Raw genomic sequence first — 17,281 nt, forward strand, 5'->3', positions numbered from 1 at the left:
GAAATGCGTCTGCTCAGGGGGTCCTGACGGGTCAGCCGCCGAAGGTCAGCGAAGCCGGCTCGACGGTGTACGTGTCGCGGCCGGACCGCAGGACCTTGCCCGCCGTCGCGCCGACCGTCTGGCCGTCGCGGATGGTCTCCACGCCGTTGACGCGGACCGAGACGATGCCCTCGGACTCGGCGGTCAGGCGCGGGCTGTCGCCCGGCAGGTCGTGCATCAGGCGCGCCGGGCCGGAGTTGACCGTCTCCGGGTCGAACAGCACCAGGTCGGCGTGGTTGCCCTCGGCGATGGTGCCGCGGTCCTTGAGGCCGAACAGCTTGGCCGGGTCCTGGGTGAGCATCTGCACCGCGCGCTCGAGCGAGACGAGCTTGCGGCCGCGCAGCGTGTCGCCCAGGAAGCGGGTGGTGTAGGTGGCACCGCACATGCGGTCCAGGTGCGCACCGGCGTCCGAACCGCCCAGGATGACGTGCTCGTTCGTCCAGGTCTCCTGGCGGAGGTCCCACGAGGCCTGGTCGTTGTCGGTCGGCATCGGCCACAGCACCGTGCGCAGGTCGTCGTTCGCGCAGATCTCGACCAGCGTCTCGAAGTCGTCCTGGCCGCGCTCGGCGGCGATGTCCGCGACCTGGCGGCCGGACAGGCCCTCGTTGGCCTCGGAGTAGACGTCGCCGATGACGTAGCGGCCGAAGTCCGACAGGCGGCGGAAGACGCCGGCCTCCGGGCTGGTGGCCGCGGCGACGAGGCGCTCCTGCAGGCCCTTGTCGCGCAGCGCGGCGATGCGCTCCGGGACCGGCAGCGACAGGGTCGGGCCCCACTCGCCGGGCATGAGGTTCAGCGCGCAGTAGGTCAGCAGCGACATGTTCATCGGCACCAGCACCGGGAGGGTGAGGATGACGATCTTGCCGCCCGCCTCGGCGGCCTTCTCGGAGGCGTAGATCTGGCGCGGCACGCGGGTCGGCGCGGCGGAGTCGACGGTGAGGACGTTCCAGTTCATCGGGCGTCCGGCGGTGACCGTCATCTGGGTGAGGAGGTCGATCTCCTCGTCGGTGAACTCGTCGTTGCAGCCCGCGACGATGACCTCGAGCTGGGTGCCCTCGTGGCGGCCGACCTCGGCGCACAGCGCGAGGACCTCTTCCGGGGTCGCGTGGCGCGACGGGACGGGCGCGCCGTCGCCGTCGGTGTGGCTGGCGCGGCCGGTGGAGAAGCCGAGCGCACCGGCCTCCATGGCCTTCTTCAGCTCGGCGACCATGCCCGCGATCTGCTCGGGCGAGGCCTCCTTGCCGACCGAGTCCGGGCCCATGACGTAGCGGCGGATCGCGCAGTGGCCGGCCATGAAGGCGGCGTTGACGCCGATGCTGCCGTCGAGCTTGTCCAGGTACTCGGAGAAGGTCTCCCAGGACCAGTCGATGCCGTTCTCGAGGGCCGGGAGGGCCATGCCCTCGACCTTGGCCATCATGCGGCGGGTGTAGTCGGCGTCCTCGGCCTTGAGCGGGGCGAGGGTGAAGCCGCAGTTGCCGCCCACGATGGTGGTGACGCCGTGGTTGGCGGAGGGGGTCGCGTAGGCGTCCCAGTGCAGCTGCGCGTCGTAGTGCGTGTGCGGGTCGACGAAACCGGGCGCGAGCACCAGGCCGGTCGCGTCCTCGGTGGATGCGGCTTCCTCGGTGATGCTGCCGGCCGGGCCCACGGCGACGATGCGGCCGTCCCGGATGCCCACGTCACCCCGGAATGAGGGCGATCCCGTTCCGTCGACGACGGTGGCTCCGGTGATGAGGTGGTCGAGCATGACCCGGACTCCCTACTGCTGAGATGCCTGCGATGCCTGGCGGTGCTGGTGTTTCCCACGGTGACGGGGGCATCGAACCGCGATTTCCTGATGGTACGTCAGATTCCGCGGATGGCGAGGGGCCCGGGGTCGTGAGTTGAAACTCACCTTAGGCATGCCTAACTCGATTCAGGGCCGTTCCCGGGCCCCACTCGCCACGTGTCGACCGGCGCCCCGCCGGTCCTTCGGCTACTTGTTCAGCAGCGGCGCGACCTGCGTCGAGAACGCCTCGATCTGGTCGAGCAGCTCCTGCAGCGTGCGGTTGCGGAAGCGGATCTGGATCTGGTTGGCGCCCTGCTCGCCGTACCAGCGCAGCGACTCGGCGATCTTCTCCGGGCTGCCGGACAGCGTGTGGTCGCCGACCTCCCAGTCCGGGGTGCCGACGTAGAGCATCTCGGTGATCGCGCCGATGTCCATGCGCTCGTCGCCGCGGCCGCACTCCTCGCGCAGGCGGCGCAGCTCGGCGACCTGGTCCGGGTAGGTCGCCCGGGGGCTGCCCTGCGGGAGCCAGCCGTCCGCGAGCCGCGCGACGCGCTTGAGGGCGGGGCCGGCCGAGCCGCCGATCCAGATCGGCGGGCGCGGGCCCTGCACCGGGCGGGGGCGCTGGCCCATGTCCTCGACCTTGAAGCGCTTGCCCTCGTACGTCACGAACTCCTCGCGCAGCGCGAGGTCGAGCAGCTCCAGCGACTCGTTGAGCGCCGGACCGCGGTCCTTGAAGTCCAGGCCGAGCATCTCGAACTCGGCCTCGACGTGGCCGGCCCCGGCGCCGATGATCGCGCGGCCCTTGGAGATCACGTCCAGCGTCGCGAACGCCTTCGCGGTCATCAGCGGGTGGCGGTAAGCCAGGATCGCCACGTGGCTGACCAGGCGCACGTTGGTGGTGATGCCGGCCAGCCAGCCGAGCGTGGTCATGGTGTCCCACCACTCGGTGCCCATCATCGGGGCGTGGCTGCGCGGGATGGCGGTGTGGTCGCAGACCGCGATGTAGGCGAAGCCGCCGCGGTCGCAGGCCTGGGCGATGGCGGCCAGGTCGTCGGGGCCGGCGTTCTCCTCCCACGCCTCGGCGTAGATCTTGCTCTGCGACTGGATCGGCAGCTGCATGCCGTAGTGCAGGACGCCGGGGGGCAGGATCGCGGCCATCGGGGACTCCCTTGTCTCACCTTGTGTCATCTGAAGACCGGTCACATACTCCGATCTAACGCACCGTCAGACAAGACCGATCGGGCGCCGACCGAGGGGACAGGCACGTGATCAACACCACCGATCCGAGCATCGAGGCAGGCCAGGAGCGCATGAGCCTGCACGTCGCGGACGGCATAGGCACTGTCACGCTCTGCCGCCCCGAGAAGCTGAACGGGTGGAGCTGGGAGTCCAGCCGGCAGCTCGGCATCATGGCCGACCGCATCCGCTTCGACCCGGAAATCCGCGTCGTCCTCCTGCGCGCCGAGGGCCGCGCCTTCTGCGCCGGCATCGACGTCACCGCCCCCGGCGGCAACATCACCGGCCGCTCCGGCGCCGAGCGCACCCGCAACTACTACGAGGGCCTCCGCTGGGTCCACGAGCGCTTCCGCGCCTTCGCCCGGCTCCCCCAGCCCATCGTCGCCTCCGTCCAGGGCTACGCCCTCGGCTTCGGTTTCGAACTCGCCCTGCTCGCCGACATCCGCATCGCCGCCGACGACGCCGTCTTCGCCCTCCCCGAAGCCCAGCTCGGCGTCGCCGTCGACGCCGGCGGCGACATGCGCATCGCCCGCGAGGCCGGCGCCGGCTGGGCCAAATACCTCGCCCTCACCGGCCGCCGCATCGACGCCCCCACCGCCGAGCGCCTCAACCTCGTCCAACTCGTCGTCCCCCGCGACGACCTCGACAAGACCGCACTCTCGGTCGCCACCGACATAGCCGCCAACGCCCCCCTCGCCGTCCAGGGCATCAAGCGCAGCATCGACTCCTACGCCGACGCCGCCCTCGACACCGCCCTCGCCCAGACCGCCATGACCGCCGCAGTAACCCTCGCCTCCGAAGACATCACCGAGGGCTACACCGCCAAGGCCCAAAAGCGCCAGGCCACCTTCGAGGGCAAGTAGCTCCCACACGAGCCAAACGACGAAGAGCCCCGCGGCCGCCCGGTCGGGCGGCCGTGGGGCTGGCAAGCCCGACTGGGCGCGGAAGCTCCTCGCTTCCGCGTCTCATTCGACGCTCGAGTCCGAGTCCACAGCCGCCGACTCACCTTGCTGTGCCGCCGACAAATAGCGCAGGAAACTGGGGTCGACCTGTACGTCGCCTGTGAGCCGCCAAGCCCGGCGCTCAAACGCCAGGTCACCGCTCACGGTCAAGGGAACCTTCAGGCTGTACGCCTCGATCGCCCACTGGTGGTCCTGCCCGGCCAAGGTCACGTGCACGCTGCGCGTACGGCCGCCGATTTCGGCCATGAGCGTCACGGTGGCCACCTCTTCGCCGGGTGCGCCGGGCACCGAATCCTCGCGAGCGAGCGCCTTGACTACGCCCACCACCGTTTCCCGACGGGGTGGTTCCTCTTGCCTTACCAAACGCTCACGCACGCGCGGCAGTCCGGCTTTGGTATCGCGGTCCAGCAGGATCGGCGCGAGTCCGACACTTGGCTTGGGCTCGGCCACTGCCCAGTCGAAGGACAGATCCATCGACCGCAGCGAGTCAGGCTGGACCATGTCCTCGACGGCTTCGACCATCGCCGCGCTGAGCCCCTGGTCCGCCGCTTCGGCGAGCATCGCCTCGTCCCATGCGGAGGCCAGCCGCTTCGTCGTCTCCAGCCCGTGGGCCAAGGTCTCCATCACGCGGCGAGGGAAAGCCGGCTGCCCGGATTCCGCAGCGATCGGGACCGGCTCGCCCAGGCGGGTCACAACGGTGAAGACGAAGCTGCCGCGCTTTGTGTGGCCGAGACGTACGCCGTCCTCCAGAAAGTCCGACACCGCAGCCGGACGTCGGCCCCGATGAGAATGTCCGGGGGCAGCCGCGCTGGTCGCCGCAGCTTTCAGCAGCTTGAGCAGGGCTTGCAGGGTGCTCTCTGCCTGCTGGAAGGGGATCGTGCCGTCCGTCATCGGCTGGTCCAGGCGAACGTGGAACAGGTCCGCGCGAGTCGCGGCAATGCGCTCCAGCAGCTCCGCTGCGTCCCAGTCGTGGATGTGCCCCAGCGCAGTCAGTGTGTCCGTGAATCTCTGGCGGTAGTCCACATACTCGGTCGCCAGGGGCAACATGATCCGTTCGACATGCCGACCTTCGGCTTCCGGTGAGCGCCAGATCTCCTTGATTCGTTCCTGGCGCGTCTCCAGTTCCCAGTCGTGCGCCGCCAGAAACTGCGCGACGGCGGGGGGCGTCAGCGATGCGGCCGCGTCGCGGAAGCCGGCTCGACTCGCTGCAGTCACCTGGCCCCTCCCTCGTCATCGCCGATGGCCCTCATGATGCCGAGCAGCTGGTCACGTTCAAAGAGGTTGCCCCGCGGCAAATGGACTGTCCGAGTATCGCCTAGTTCATCGGACGTCGCGATTTCCGACGCTGCCTGCCAATACATCCGGCTCTTCGTCATCAGCCGGTCATCGTCCACGGACAGCCAAGGCTCCGGAGCCTCCGGGATGACCAGGACACCCAAGTAGGCCGGGACGTAGCGCGGACCATTGGTGAGCTTGCGGAAGGGCTTGGCCTTCATCCGCCATGCCATGTGGTCGGCCTTGAGGTAGTTGCGCTGCGTCGTGCACTTCATCTGCAACTCGAACTGCGGCGCGATCCAACGGTCGTAGCGAGCCGACGAAACGATGGTCACGTCGACGCCGTCGTAGTCCGTCTCGTGGGTCTTGATCGAGCACCCCGCCTCGTAAACGATCATGCGCAGGAACGCGAGACTGAAGTGCTCCTCGCGGGCGGTGATCGGCAACTGCCCGTCGACCAAGTCGTCAGGACCGACGCCTTCACCCGCACCTGCGGCCGCGCTCACGATGCCCCCAACTCGCCTTGGACAACCACCCGCTTGGGCTACGCCCGGAACCTAGTAAGCCATGGCGATCACTCGTGGCGAATGCGTGCTTACGTAACGCGATCGAGATGCAGTGTTCGAAGCCAGCGGACTGGCGCGAGCGTGCGGAACGGACAGCAGGGCCTGTGCGCACCAGATCACCTGCAAAGAGCTGTGTGGGTGCGGGGTGCCAGGGTGTGGGGGTGCCGATACGTGATGACCAGTCTCTTGGGGCCGATGACGCGTGCTCGTGGGACTACCGCGACGAGGACGACCCTTACGAGGACGACGACTTCGAGCCGCCGGTGTCCTTCGCCGAGGATCTGGTCGCTTCGCTGCCGGGGTTCTGGGCGAACCACCTCAACTACTTTGCAGATCCGCGCGCGTGCCATCCGGAGTTCCATTGGCTGGGCCTCGACGTCGAGGACGCTGCGGAGAGCGCGCTGAGGGACGGCGATCGGTGGCCGGTGATACGGGTGCCCTTCGGCGGCGGGCACTCGGTCCAGGTGCACTGGGGCAACATGCCTGGCGAGGCCACGATGGACTGGCTGGTCGTCCATGCGGATTGGCACCAGTACGGCTTTCTGGCCACCCTCGACGGCCACAACGCCGGCCCCGGACTCGCCTGGCGCGAACTCCTGCACATCGCACGGACGCCGGACCTCGCCGCGGAGGGTCTGCACGACCCGCACGAGCGCCTTCTGCTGCTGATCCCGGCCCTCGGAGACAGCGAGGTGCCGGACGAGGCCGCCGGGATCGTGACCGAGGCGCTGCGGCACGTCGGCGTCCCCGAGGTGATCGCGCCGGCCATGGCCGAAGGACTGCTCGTCGGGGCCTGGCAGCCGACCACGTGGCGAGTGCCTGAGCCGTCTGCGGTTTCGGGTGGGACTGCGGAGGCGCCGCCGGCGATTCTCGTTTGCGATACGCGGCGGAGCGCCCGGAATGGAATTGCCCTGGCGCTCGGCGTCTCGCGGGAGCAACATCTGGCACTTGCCGCGGCGTTGGGGATGAGCGTTCCTGTGGGCTGAGCGTGTGCAGGTCAGCGGAAGGTGTCGATGGCGGCGCAGCCTTCGGTCACCAGGCCGGGTGGGACCGGGAGGCCTGGGCCTTCGTGGGCTTCGAGTGTGGCTGCGGCGCGTTCCGGGGTCGGGGGGCCGGTGAACTCGATGTGGACGTTGCGGGGCCAGGGTCGGTTGCCGCCCTCGAAGATGAGGGGGCCGGTCACCGTGAAGATGCGGACGACGCGGCCGTCGCGTACGAAGACGTAGGCGGGTGGCGGGTTTTCGGACGACGACGGGACGCGTGCCGCCTCGCCGAATCTGGCCACCAGCCATTCTTCGTCCGCGTAGAAATAGACCTCGTCCCACGCGAACTTCGCGGCGTCCGCGAGCCGCAGTGATCCGTCCTTGCAGAGGCCGGCGTAGGCGCGGTCGTGGAAGCCCCTGTCCGTGTCGCCCGTGATCTGGCGGTTCACGAATGTGCGGAAGTCTCCGTAGGCCGCGTACAGCACGAGTACGACGGCCAGCGGCACGCCGACCACCCATGCGACGGCTCGGATGGCTTCGCGTGCGAACCGTGCTCCCCGCCGCCGTCGCCGCTGCGGCGGTTCCGCGCCCGTCTCCGTACTCACGTGTTCGGCAGCCATATGTCCCGCGGCGGGTCGTAGGACTTCGTCACCGGTTCGCGATCAGGCAGGTACGTCTGCCCAGGTGCCACCTGGTCGCTGTACTGAAGGTTGCCGTTCCCGTCCATGACGACCGTGCGGCCGGAGCGCACCGCAGCCTCGACCTTGTCCGCCAGGTCGTCGTACGGCACGCCCTTGGACTCGATCGCGATGGAGCGGCCCACTTGGTTGTTGTAGAGGTCCATCGACTCCGCAGTCTGTATGCCCGGATTCTTGTCCGCGGTCAACTCGTGTGCCGTGGTGTACTTTTCGGCCCATTCATTGCCGAAGTACCGTGAGAGCATCACGTTCCAGTAAGTGTGCCGGAACGCATCGGCGTGGCCGTCGAGTTCACCCTGGTCCGGGAACCGGTTCCGGCATTCTTCCCAGGCCTTGTTGGCGATGATCTGGAAGACGATCTGGTCCTGGGTGCTCAGCTTGGTGAACATGTCCTGCTCGGTACCGGGCCGTTTGACGTCGGCACCCGGGAGGAGGTGCTCCTCGAAGAGGGTCCCCTCGTAGGCCTCGCTCTGGCGAGGATCGTCCGGGACCTGATAGCTCTCGGCGATCTCCGAGGGCGGGAGCTTCATCGCGTTCATGAAGGCGTTTTCGGCGGCCAGCGCGGCGATCTTGGCCTGGTTGAACACGGTGAAGAACTGCTCGACCTGCTCGGCCCGATAACGCAGTTCGGCCTCGCTCGCGGGTCCCTTGCCGGGCGGGATCGTCTCCATGACGGCCGCATCGAACGCAGCCTTCTGCACCGTCTGCCAGGGCGCCCCGAGCCGGGCCGCGATGTCGAGGCACTCGTACGCGCTGCGCTGTGCGCCCTCGATTCCTTGCGCGTAGTCGTTGAGCGTCTGGGTGAAGTGCCCCACCTGGGCCATGATGTCGTCGAGTCGGCGCTGTGCCGCGGTCAAGGACTCGCGGAAGCCAGCCGCGGAGGTTCCCTGCCATGCGGCGGTCGACTGCTGTACCGCAGTGAGGTGTTGCCCCGCGTAGCCGCTCTGCACGGCCTCCATGAAAGCCTTGTCCGCGAGGGCGCGCAGGCCGACCGGGTCCCCGGGGACGATTTCCTGGACGTCGGCCATGGTCACCCCAGCGCGTCTCGGATGATTTGCGACTGCACGCGCCGCTGTTCGTCGGCATACGCGTACGCCTCGGCGTTCGCGGCCAGGGTCCCGGCGATGCCGTCCATGCGGTTCGCCAGCGCGCGGAACACTTCGCTCAGCCGGTTCCGTTCCCGGTCCAGCGTCGTCTGCGCACGTGCGGTGCCGGTCTTGGCGGTGCCGGCGGTGGAGATGCCCACACCGGTCGTCCGGACGATGAGTGAGGCATCGTCGATCTTGGTCTTCCCTGCCTTCAACTCGTCGGGTGGAACGCTGAATCCGTCGGACATATGACCCCCGTCATCCGATCTGGAAATGCTGCTTTGGCTATCAACTCACCTTTGCCTCAGGCGTCTTGCTCCAAGAGTAGGACAGGCGGCAACCGGATGGACGGATCCCTGCACGCATCGCGGATCGGGGCGGGCGGCAGAGCCGGATCACCGGGTGGGCGCCGGGGCGTCCGCTGTGCCGATCGAGGTGATGAGGGCGCGCGCCGATTCCAGGGCCGGGGTGACGCCTTCGGCGGTGGTGCCCTCGGCGGGGCGCTGGTTGATGACTGCGGCGATGACGAGGCGGCGTACGCCCTCGATTTCGCGTTCGGCGGCGAAGACGAGGTTGGCGCCGGCCGGGGTGGTGAAGCCGGTCTTGCCGCCGATGACGCCGTCCTTGCCGAGGAGGGTGTTGCCGTTGGGGCGGGGCTCGGGAGTGCCGGGCTCCTTGATGGATGCCGTGGCGACGATCTGCCTGAACGCCGGGTCCTTCATCGCGGCGGCGAACAGTTTGGCCTGGTCGGCGGCGGTGCTCCTGGTGGTGGGGTCGAAGCCGCTCGGGTCCGTGTAAGTGGTGTCCTTCATGCCGAGTTCGCGCGCGATGCCGTTCATGCGCTCCACGAACTTCGCATCGCCGCCGTCGACCCAGCGGGCGATCTCGTGGGCGATGTTGTTCGCGGAGACGACCATGAGGGCTTCCAGCGCCCGGCGTTGGGTGAACTTCTCGCCGGCGGTCACCTTGGCCAGGCTCTCGAAGCGGGCCACGCGCGTGCCGTACGCCGCGGCCTCCTCGGCGGAGATCGTGTACGTCGGGCCGGAGGCGTCCGCGGCCAGCGGCTGCGCCTTGAGGAAGGCGTACGCGGTCATCACCTTGGTGACGCTGGCTATCGGGACCGGAGTGACCGGGCCGTTCGCCTCGCTGATGCCGAGGCCGTCGACGAGCAGAGCCGCCTGGCCGCCGGCCGGCCACTGCGGGGTGAGCTTGGGCGGTGCGGGCGTGGTCGGCGGAGCCGAGGTGCCCGCTCCGGCCGGCGTGACCGCAGCGGCACGCGGCGTCGAGGACGTCGAGCACCCCGCGGCGGCCCCCACCGCGAGCACCGCGGCGAGTGCGGCGGCAGCGGCGCGGGAGGAGCGGGTCAGGCGGCTCGTACGGCTCTGGCGACTGTGCATGGAATTCAAAGTGCCAGCCGCATGACCCCGCAATTGCTCGAAATGTCGGCGGTTTTGTCACAGCGTTGCCGGCCGGGCCCAAGGGCTCCGGCGCGCAGGGACGTTGGTCCTGAACCACTTCATATCTGGATGATCATGTTCGGGACCAAGCCCCGGCCTCATGCTGTGAAGGCGTCACTCCCCGACCGGCGGCAGCTCGCACGCGATCCCGTCGCCGTCCCGGTCGAGATGCCCGCCGTAGCCGGGTTGCCCCCTGAAGATCGGTGCCGCTCCGGCGGCGCGCACCTCGTCGCAGTTGCTGTACTTCGGCGAAGCCTGCGTAGGCACGGTGCTCGGCACGGACCGCCCCACCTCGCGCATCGTCGTCCCGGCGATCGCGCCGCCCAGGACGGTGTACGTGCCCTCGTAGTAGCGGTGGCTCCCGTCGGTCTGGGTGACGTCCATGGCCGCCCGGACGACTCCGCCGCCGATGCCGAGCACGGTCAGTTCGTAGTGCGCTTTGGTCGCGTGGTCGGCGACGAACTGCTCGTACGTGGCAGCAAAGGTCCGTCCGCCCAGCGCCCACGCCCTCGCGTAGTCGCGCGCGTTGACGGCATCGAAGTAGGCGTCGAGCACGCGCACCGGATCCGCCGCGGCGGCCGAGGACGTGGCCACAGGTGGTGGCGGGGTACTCGTCTCGGTGGCCGTGGCGGTCTCGGTCCGCGTCACCGTCGCGGTGACCTCGGATGGCGGCGGCGAACCCGAAGTCGATGCACCCTTTTCGCCTCCACAACCGGCGACGGCCCCGCCTGCCCCGGAGAGAAGGATCGCAAGTACCCAAACGGCTCGGTGGTGCATGTCCGTCACTCCCGGCACAACCGTCACCCGTGCCGCGCCTCGCCGGGAGGCGGGACGTCCGGGAACAGGCCAGGCCCGGGCGGGGGTTGCGGATTCGCGGCTTTCCGGGCGTCCGCTCTTTCCAGCGTGCGCCTCCGGCCGGTACGGGACAACCCGGGCCGCCGCCGCGACGAGCGCTGCTGCCGTCCCTCGAAGAGGGGACGGCAGCAGCGGCAAGTCACTTGGCCTGGGCGGCGAACTCCTCGGCGGCCTGGGCGCGGAGTTCGAACTTCATGACCTTGCCGGTCGGGTTGCGCGGGAACTCGGTGACGATCTCGACGTACCGTGGCACCTTGTAGTTCGCCATCTCCTTGCGGCAGAAGTCGATGATCTCGTCGGGAGTCACCGTCTCGCCCGCGCGCAGCAGCAGGTACGCCTTGCCGACCTCGCCCATGCGGGCGTCCGGGACGCCGATGACCGCGGCCTCGGACACCGCGGGGTGCCCGGCGAGGACCGACTCGATCTCGGCCGGGTAGGCGTTGAAGCCGCCCACGATGTACATGTCCTTGATGCGGTCGGTGATGCGCAGGTTGCCCTGCTCGTCGAGGATGCCGACGTCGCCGGTGTGCAGCCAGCCGTCCGCGTCGACCGCCTTGGCGGTCTCCTCCGGGTCCTCGAAGTAGCCCTTCATGATGTTGTAGCCGCGCACCCAGACCTCGCCCGCCTCGCCCGGTGCGGTGGGCTTGCCGGCCTCGTCCACGGTGATCAGCTCGACGCCGTCGATGGCGCGGCCCGAGGTGGCCGCGATGATCTCGGCGGGGTCGCCCTGGCGGCACATGCTGACCGTGCCGCAGGACTCGGTCAGGCCGTACGCGGTGAGGACGGTGTCGAAGCCGAGGTCGGTGCTCATCCGGGTGACGAGCGAAAGCGGCACGGAGGCCGCGCCGGTGACCGCGAGGCGCAGCGACGACAGGTCGTACTTGCCGCGCGTGCCGGAGTCGAGCAGGGACGTGTAGATGGTCGGCGCGCCCGGCAGGACGGTGACCTTCTCGGCCTGGATCTGCGCGAGTGTGGCGTCCACGTCGAAGACGGCCTGCGGGATCATCGTGGCGCCCTGGATCAGGCTCGCCAGGATGCCGGCCTTGTAGCCGAAGGTGTGGAAGAACGGGTTGACGATCAGGTAGCGGTCGCCCGCGGTGAGGCCGACGGTGCTCGACCAGGCCTCGAACACGCGCAGCGACTGGCCGTGCGTGGTCATGACGCCCTTGGGGCGGCCGGTCGTCCCCGAGGTGAAGATGATGTCGCCGTAGTCGTCGCCGTTCACCGACGCGGCGCGCTCGGCGGCCGCCTCGGCGGAGACGGACTCGCCGGCCGCCAGGAAGTCGGCCCAGGTCGTGCACGTGTCGGGTGCGCTGTCGGCGAGCACGACCGCGGTCTTCAGGTGCGGCAGCGCGGCGAACGGCTGCCCGGGGACGCCCTCGCCGGCCGAGGAGCGCAGCATCGCGACGTACGAGGCGCCCAGGAAGGTGCCGGAGACGAAGAGCAGCTTGGCGCGGGTCTTCTCCAGGACGTACTGCGCCTCGGCGCCCTTGTAGCGGGTGTTCATCGGGACGATGACGCCGCCCGCGGCCAGTGCGCCGAGCGCGGCGGTGATCCAGTCGCGCGAGTTCGGGGCCCAGACCGCGACCCGGTCGCCCTTCTCGACGCCGGCCGCGATGGCCGCGGCGGCCGCGGCGCGCACCCGGTCGCGCAGCTCGGCGAAGGTGACGCGCACGACGCCGTCCACGACGGCCTCGCGGTCACCGAAGCGCTCGGCCGCGCTGTCGACGAGAGCGGGAATGCTGCCCCACTCGAGATCACCCTGCATGATCGCTCCTGAGAGGTCCGACGGTGGCCGCCAGTGCCGTTGCTAGTCTGACCTGACGGTACGTCAGATCAGGGCGGCGAGGGAAGCAGCCGACCGGGAGACCGACACCACGCCGGGACGCGTCCCGGCCGGTTCGCGGGGCCGATACGGAGGATGGCAGCATGCGCAAGTTCGACACGCTGGGGTACGAACAGGCCGACGGCGTCGCCTGGGTCACCCTGAACCGGCCCGACCGGCACAACGCGTTCGACCTGGTGATGATCGAGGAGCTCCACACCCTGTGGCGTGAACTCCGGCACGACGACGACGTGCGTGTGATCGTCCTCACCGGGGCGGGCGACAAGGCTTTTTGTACCGGTATCGACCGTTCCGTCGACATTCCGCAGCCGAAGTCGCCGTACATGATGGACGACCCGATGCTGAAGATCGGGCCGAAGTTCTCCGACCTGTGGAAGCCGGTCATTGTCGCGGTCAACGGCATGGCCTGCGGCGGCGCGTTCTACCTGCTCGGCGAGTGCGAGTTCATCATCGCCGCCGAGGAGGCCACGTTCTTCGACCCGCACACCACGTACGGCATGGTCTCCGGCTTCGAGTCGATGCACCTCGCGCAGCGGATGCCGCTGGGCGAGGTCATGCGCCTGACCCTGCTGGGCAACGCCGAGCGCATGAGCGCGCAGCGCGCGTACGAGACCGGCCTGGTCTCCCAGGTCGTGCCCGCCGCCGACCTGCACGAGACCGCGAAGTGGGCGGCCGAGGTCATCGCGTCCTACCCGCCGCACGGCGTCGAGGGCTCGGTCCGCTCCATCTGGGCGGCCCGCGACATGACCCGCGCCCAGGCCCTGACGATGGCCCCGCACATGATCACCCTGGGCAACCTGGACTGGTCCGAGCAGGCGGGCCTGTTCCAGCAGCGCAGCAAGGAGTACCGCATCCGCTAGCGGTGAGGCGAAACCGGCAAGAGCGGGCGATCAACCGCCGATCGCCCGCTCTTGCCGTTCTGGCGTTGCTCGATGGACACGTTATGTAACGCCTCGACTGCAATCCGGAGGCAACGAAAGAGGCTCATGAGCAGGATCGAAGTCGAGGTCGACGACGCAGTTCTGGCCGAGGCCATGGCCCTGCTGGGCACCGAGACCCCGGACGGCACGGTGAACGAAGCACTGCGGACAGTCGCCGCCTACCAGCTCCGCCGCCACGCGATGGCGCAGCTCCGGCAGATGGCCGCCGACGGCGCCATCGACATGGAGCACCTGAGCGACAAACGGAATTACCGGAGCTGACCGCAACCTGCGCACGAGCGTCGGCGCGCCGCCTTGCGAGTGAAGATGCACCGGTTGGTTGGCTGTGGGTGCTATCCCCTATTCGTGACCAGTCGTCCGCGGCTACGTGCCGCTCTCGTTGCCTTTGCCGCGCTGCCGGCCTTCCTGTTCGTGGGGCCCGCTGCCTTTGCGGAGCCCTCGCCCGATGGCCAGGGGGCCCCTGGCTTTCTGGTCGGGCCGCATGGGGAGAGGCCCACGCAGTGGGGTGTCGTCGCTGTGCCTCTGGGCGACGGGAGGGGGCGCTCGGCGGTGGCTCCGCGGATTGTCGAGGATGTGGGCGGCGGGACCTGGAACCACGGGACTGCGTCGGCGGATTCGCTGAACAAGAGCTGCTACTCCAATTACGTCCATCCGAAGAAGGACCATTCCTCCACGGCGATCATGGCCAGCGGAAACGACAAGGGGTACGCGAAGCCCGGCGCGTGGTCCAAGGCCTCGGTGACGGCCGGTGCCGCCCACACGTGTTACGCGTACTGGGCGGTGTACTGAGCAGCGGTAGGATCGCGGCCCGCCTTTCGGGTTGCGACATAGGGGAATTCCGGCGCCTCGTGCTATCTCCACATTTTCGTTTTCCGGCCGTACTCGCGGCGGGGGCGGCGCTGGGAGTCGCCGCCCCGCTCGCCGCCAGGGTCGGCGGTACGCCAGGCCACGCGGCGCATCTCGTCCTGAGTGCCGGGTGGGCGTGGGCGGCTCTCGCGTTCTGCGCCGGCTTGCTCCACGAGTCGCGGATCAGGGCCGCCGGCACGGCGACCGCAGCCCTGTGCGTGGCGGTGATTTCGTATTACCTGACGAAATCCCAGTACGGCGACTTCGTCACCGTCGACATGTCCGATGCTTCAGGAGCGACCACCTATTTCTCGTACGGTGAGCTCTTTTCGAACATGCTGATGTGGCTCGGGCCGGCCTGCCTTTTCGGCCCCGTCCTGGGAATCGCCGGGCATGCGGCGCGCCGCGGAGGATTCCGTACCCTGCCCGCCCTGCTCCTGGTGCCCGCGGTGGCCGTCGTCGAGTCGTCGATGCGGCTGCGTACCGAGGCCTCGTTGCAGCCGCCGGTGGCGGCGGCGACCTGGACTGCCGTCGAGTGGACGGCGGTCGCCGTGATGGTCTGCCTGGCCGCGTGGGTCGCGACGGCCCGGCGGGTCCCGGGGTAGGGCTGGCCCTACACCCGGTCGGGGCGATCGCACCATGCCGTCGAAATACCCCCGGCCGGTTGACTCTTCGGCATGGGGAAACGACGGTACGCAGACCTGGCCGGCAGCTTCGCGACCTTGGTGTTCGGGGTCGCGATCGTGGCGATGATGCTGCTGGCACTGGCCTCGTCGGCGACCGCCGACGGCTGCGGTGACGACAGCGACGCGCTGGTCACGACGAACGCGCTGACCGGTACGGCAGTCGGCACCACCACCTTCGCGGCGGTCTTCGTGGTCGCGTCGACGTTCTCGTTCGCGGTGGCCCGGCGGCGCCGGGAGTTCGCGCTGCTGCGCAGCATCGGGGCGACGCCCCGCCAGGTGCGCCGGATCGTGATGCGCGAGGCGCTGGCCGTGTCGGTGCCGGCCGGGGTTCTCGGCTGCGTGCTCGGACGGGCGGCCGCGGGGCCGTTCGTGGACTGGCTCGGCAATGCCGGCCTCGCGCCGGAGTGGCTGACGCTGCGGGACGCGATGTGGCCGCTGTACACCGCCTTCGCGGTCGGGGTCGCGGTGGCCCTGGCGGGCGCGTCGGTGGCCGCCCGGCAGGCGTCCGGGGTACGGCCGGTCGAGGCGCTGCGGCAGGCGTCGCTGGACAGTGCAGGCGGGTCGCGGGTCCGGATCTGGATCGGTGCGCTGGTGCTGGCGGCGGCTTTCGGGTTCCTCCTGTGGACGGCGGTGGTCACGCCCGGGGAGGCGGTCCACCGCAAGCACCGCACTCTGGCGCCGATGCTGATCGTGCCCGGCGTCGCCCTGCTCGCACCGGTCCTGGTCGGGCCGCCGCTGCGGGCCCTGGGCCGACTGGTCGGCCGCCGCGAGCCCGTGGCACTCGAACTCGCCCGCTGCGGCGCAGCGTCCACGCCCCGGCGGACCGCCGCGACGGTGGCTCCGGTGCTGATGGCGGTGGCACTCGCGACAGGGCTCTTGGGCGGCACCGACAGCGCGGAGGACGCCGGGGCGCGCGATGCGGCCGACCGGCTGAACGCCGAACTGGTCGTCACCGCGCGGGACGGCGCCCTTGATCCACAAGCTGTGGACGACCTGCGCACGGTGCCCGGCACCGCCGTGGCCGCGCCGGTCCCGACGGACATCAAGCTCCTCGCCCCGGGCGACGTGTGGATCAATGCCAAGGCCTGGACGCTCGACCCCCGTGACCTGGCTCGCACCATGAACCTGCCGCTGGTCGGCGGGCAGCTCGAAGCCCTCGCCGACGACACCGTCGTGGTCACCGACGACTGGGCCCGGCCCGACGTCGGCGGCATGCTGGCGGTCCGGCTTCCCGACGGCGCACGGCACGAGCTGCGCATCACGGCAACCGTGAAAGAGGGCATGGGCGGCACTCCGCTGCTGCTGACGTCCCGTCATGCCCCGGCGGGCGGGAGGGCGTTCGCGGCTTTCGTCGACCTGCCGGAGGAGCCCGCCGCAGCCGCGGCGGCGGAGCAGGCGGTACGGGAGGCGGCCGCGCGGCACGGCGTGACCGTGCAGACCAAGAAGGAGTGGGCGCGCGGCGGCCAGGGCCCGGAGGTCGAGGAACGCCGGCGCAATGCGGTGTACGTCGTCCTGGGCATCGTCCTGCTGTACGCCGCCTTCGCCATCGCCAACACGGCGGCGGCCTCCGCGGCCGACCAGGCCCCGGCCTGGCGCGCGCTGCGGCTGGCCGGTGCCACGCGGGCGCAGGTGCTGCGTACGGCGGCGCTGGAGTCGGTGCTCATGGTGGCGCTGGGCCTGCTGCTGGCCGGAGTTGCCGCAGCCGCCACGCTCGGGCCGCTGTGGCTGGCGCTGCTACTGCTGGTCGGCCCGATCGGCCTGACGGTGCCGTGGGGTGCGATCGCGCTGATCGCGGCGGCCTGCGCGGCGGTCGCGGTGCCGGCGGGAGTGGCAGCGGCCTCGGTGACGCTGCGGCGCTCCGCGGGCGAGATGTCCGCCGCGACCCGGGGCTGACCCGGGGCTGACCCGGGGCTGACCCGGAGCGTGTCCTCCGGGACGCACAGACGTGCGGCCGGGCGTTGTCGGGACGCCTGGCCGCACACCTCCCCGGTGGGGGGGGGGGAGGGCACACCCCCAACGGGGAGGGTGGACCATGCCGCCC

Annotated in this window: 17 protein-coding genes; 7 read left to right on the plus strand and 10 right to left on the minus strand. The window is 69.9% G+C overall.

From position 1 onward, the window contains the following. Window positions 1-31 precede the first annotated feature (31 nt). Window positions 32-1,780, minus strand: a complete 1,749-nt coding sequence (locus LZ495_RS13990) for an N-acyl-D-amino-acid deacylase family protein (protein WP_235052481.1) — start codon at window positions 1,778-1,780, stop codon at window positions 32-34. Window positions 1,781-2,008: 228 nt separating this feature from the next. After that, the gene (locus LZ495_RS13995) at window positions 2,009-2,959 is read right to left on the minus strand and encodes a TIGR03619 family F420-dependent LLM class oxidoreductase (RefSeq protein WP_235052482.1); all 951 of its coding nucleotides are present in this window, start codon (window positions 2,957-2,959) and stop codon (window positions 2,009-2,011) included. Window positions 2,960-3,066: 107 nt separating this feature from the next. Between LZ495_RS13995 and LZ495_RS14000 the strand changes: the two genes are divergently transcribed. Then, entirely contained in the window at window positions 3,067-3,900 is an 834-nt protein-coding gene (locus tag LZ495_RS14000; RefSeq protein WP_235052483.1) for an enoyl-CoA hydratase/isomerase family protein, read from the plus strand. Window positions 3,901-4,002: 102 nt separating this feature from the next. On the opposite strand, the gene LZ495_RS14005 is transcribed toward LZ495_RS14000, so the two are convergent. Both LZ495_RS14005 and LZ495_RS14010 read right to left on the minus strand, forming a co-directional pair. Further along, window positions 4,003-5,214, minus strand: coding sequence for a hypothetical protein (locus LZ495_RS14005; protein ID WP_235052484.1), 1,212 nt, complete (start codon window positions 5,212-5,214; stop codon window positions 4,003-4,005). Continuing rightward, window positions 5,211-5,780 carry a DUF4365 domain-containing protein gene (locus LZ495_RS14010; RefSeq protein WP_235052485.1) on the minus strand — a complete coding sequence of 190 codons (570 nt, stop codon included), beginning with the start codon at window positions 5,778-5,780 and terminating at the stop codon, window positions 5,211-5,213. Before LZ495_RS14010 ends, LZ495_RS14005 begins: the two co-directional genes overlap by 4 nt. 221 nt (window positions 5,781-6,001) lie before the next feature. Here LZ495_RS14010 and LZ495_RS14015 point away from each other — a divergent pair, with 221 nt between their 5' ends. After that, complete coding sequence (locus tag LZ495_RS14015; protein ID WP_235052486.1) at window positions 6,002-6,826, plus strand: hypothetical protein; 825 nt, start codon at window positions 6,002-6,004, stop codon at window positions 6,824-6,826. A gap of 11 nt (window positions 6,827-6,837) precedes the next feature. Here LZ495_RS14015 and LZ495_RS14020 read toward each other — a convergent pair whose 3' ends face one another. The 6 genes from LZ495_RS14020 to LZ495_RS14045 all read right to left on the minus strand — a co-directional run bounded on the left by LZ495_RS14020 (window position 6,838) and on the right by LZ495_RS14045 (window position 12,689). Next, on the minus strand, window positions 6,838-7,329 hold the full coding sequence (locus LZ495_RS14020; RefSeq protein ID WP_235052487.1) for a hypothetical protein: 492 nt from the start codon (window positions 7,327-7,329) through the stop codon (window positions 6,838-6,840). Window positions 7,330-7,424: 95 nt separating this feature from the next. Next, window positions 7,425-8,549, minus strand: coding sequence for a DUF6973 domain-containing protein (locus LZ495_RS14025; protein ID WP_235052488.1), 1,125 nt, complete (start codon window positions 8,547-8,549; stop codon window positions 7,425-7,427). Window positions 8,550-8,551: 2 nt separating this feature from the next. Continuing rightward, the gene (locus tag LZ495_RS14030) at window positions 8,552-8,857 is read right to left on the minus strand and encodes a hypothetical protein (protein WP_235052489.1); all 306 of its coding nucleotides are present in this window, start codon (window positions 8,855-8,857) and stop codon (window positions 8,552-8,554) included. A 147-nt stretch (window positions 8,858-9,004) separates the two neighbouring features. Further along, window positions 9,005-10,006, minus strand: a complete 1,002-nt coding sequence (locus tag LZ495_RS14035; RefSeq protein WP_235052490.1) for a D-alanyl-D-alanine carboxypeptidase family protein — start codon at window positions 10,004-10,006, stop codon at window positions 9,005-9,007. A gap of 174 nt (window positions 10,007-10,180) precedes the next feature. After that, entirely contained in the window at window positions 10,181-10,714 is a 534-nt protein-coding gene (locus LZ495_RS14040; RefSeq protein ID WP_235052491.1) for an excalibur calcium-binding domain-containing protein, read from the minus strand. A 346-nt stretch (window positions 10,715-11,060) separates the two neighbouring features. Next, window positions 11,061-12,689, minus strand: coding sequence for a FadD3 family acyl-CoA ligase (locus tag LZ495_RS14045; RefSeq protein WP_235052492.1), 1,629 nt, complete (start codon window positions 12,687-12,689; stop codon window positions 11,061-11,063). A 161-nt stretch (window positions 12,690-12,850) separates the two neighbouring features. On the opposite strand from LZ495_RS14045, the gene LZ495_RS14050 reads away from it, so the two are divergent. The 5 genes from LZ495_RS14050 to LZ495_RS14070 all read left to right on the plus strand — a co-directional run bounded on the left by LZ495_RS14050 (window position 12,851) and on the right by LZ495_RS14070 (window position 17,133). Next, window positions 12,851-13,627 carry an enoyl-CoA hydratase/isomerase family protein gene (locus LZ495_RS14050; RefSeq protein ID WP_235052493.1) on the plus strand — a complete coding sequence of 259 codons (777 nt, stop codon included), beginning with the start codon at window positions 12,851-12,853 and terminating at the stop codon, window positions 13,625-13,627. A 126-nt stretch (window positions 13,628-13,753) separates the two neighbouring features. Further along, window positions 13,754-13,969, plus strand: coding sequence for a type II toxin-antitoxin system VapB family antitoxin (locus LZ495_RS14055; RefSeq protein WP_235052494.1), 216 nt, complete (start codon window positions 13,754-13,756; stop codon window positions 13,967-13,969). Window positions 13,970-14,257: 288 nt separating this feature from the next. Further along, complete coding sequence (locus LZ495_RS44825) at window positions 14,258-14,497, plus strand: lactococcin 972 family bacteriocin (RefSeq protein ID WP_235052495.1); 240 nt, start codon at window positions 14,258-14,260, stop codon at window positions 14,495-14,497. A gap of 59 nt (window positions 14,498-14,556) precedes the next feature. Continuing rightward, window positions 14,557-15,159, plus strand: coding sequence for a DUF6518 family protein (locus LZ495_RS45455; RefSeq protein WP_235052496.1), 603 nt, complete (start codon window positions 14,557-14,559; stop codon window positions 15,157-15,159). 72 nt (window positions 15,160-15,231) lie between these two features. After that, the gene (locus LZ495_RS14070) at window positions 15,232-17,133 is read left to right on the plus strand and encodes an FtsX-like permease family protein (RefSeq protein ID WP_235052497.1); all 1,902 of its coding nucleotides are present in this window, start codon (window positions 15,232-15,234) and stop codon (window positions 17,131-17,133) included. Window positions 17,134-17,281: the final 148 nt, after the last annotated feature.

This window comes from Yinghuangia soli, assembly GCF_021502675.1.
In the GTDB taxonomy this organism is placed as follows: Bacteria; Actinomycetota; Actinomycetes; order Streptomycetales; family Streptomycetaceae; genus Yinghuangia; species Yinghuangia soli.

Coding starts and splice junctions, on each gene's coding strand:
- LZ495_RS13990 (WP_235052481.1), bottom strand. CDS start 1,780: ATGCTCGACCACCTCATCACCGGAGCCACCGTCGTCGACGGAACGGGA.
- LZ495_RS13995 (WP_235052482.1), bottom strand. CDS start 2,959: ATGGCCGCGATCCTGCCCCCCGGCGTCCTGCACTACGGCATGCAGCTG.
- LZ495_RS14025 (WP_235052488.1), bottom strand. CDS start 8,549: ATGGCCGACGTCCAGGAAATCGTCCCCGGGGACCCGGTCGGCCTGCGC.
- LZ495_RS14030 (WP_235052489.1), bottom strand. CDS start 8,857: ATGTCCGACGGATTCAGCGTTCCACCCGACGAGTTGAAGGCAGGGAAG.
- LZ495_RS14035 (WP_235052490.1), bottom strand. CDS start 10,006: ATGCACAGTCGCCAGAGCCGTACGAGCCGCCTGACCCGCTCCTCCCGC.
- LZ495_RS14045 (WP_235052492.1), bottom strand. CDS start 12,689: ATGCAGGGTGATCTCGAGTGGGGCAGCATTCCCGCTCTCGTCGACAGC.
- LZ495_RS14050 (WP_235052493.1), top strand. CDS start 12,851: ATGCGCAAGTTCGACACGCTGGGGTACGAACAGGCCGACGGCGTCGCC.
- LZ495_RS14055 (WP_235052494.1), top strand. CDS start 13,754: ATGAGCAGGATCGAAGTCGAGGTCGACGACGCAGTTCTGGCCGAGGCC.
- LZ495_RS14070 (WP_235052497.1), top strand. CDS start 15,232: ATGGGGAAACGACGGTACGCAGACCTGGCCGGCAGCTTCGCGACCTTG.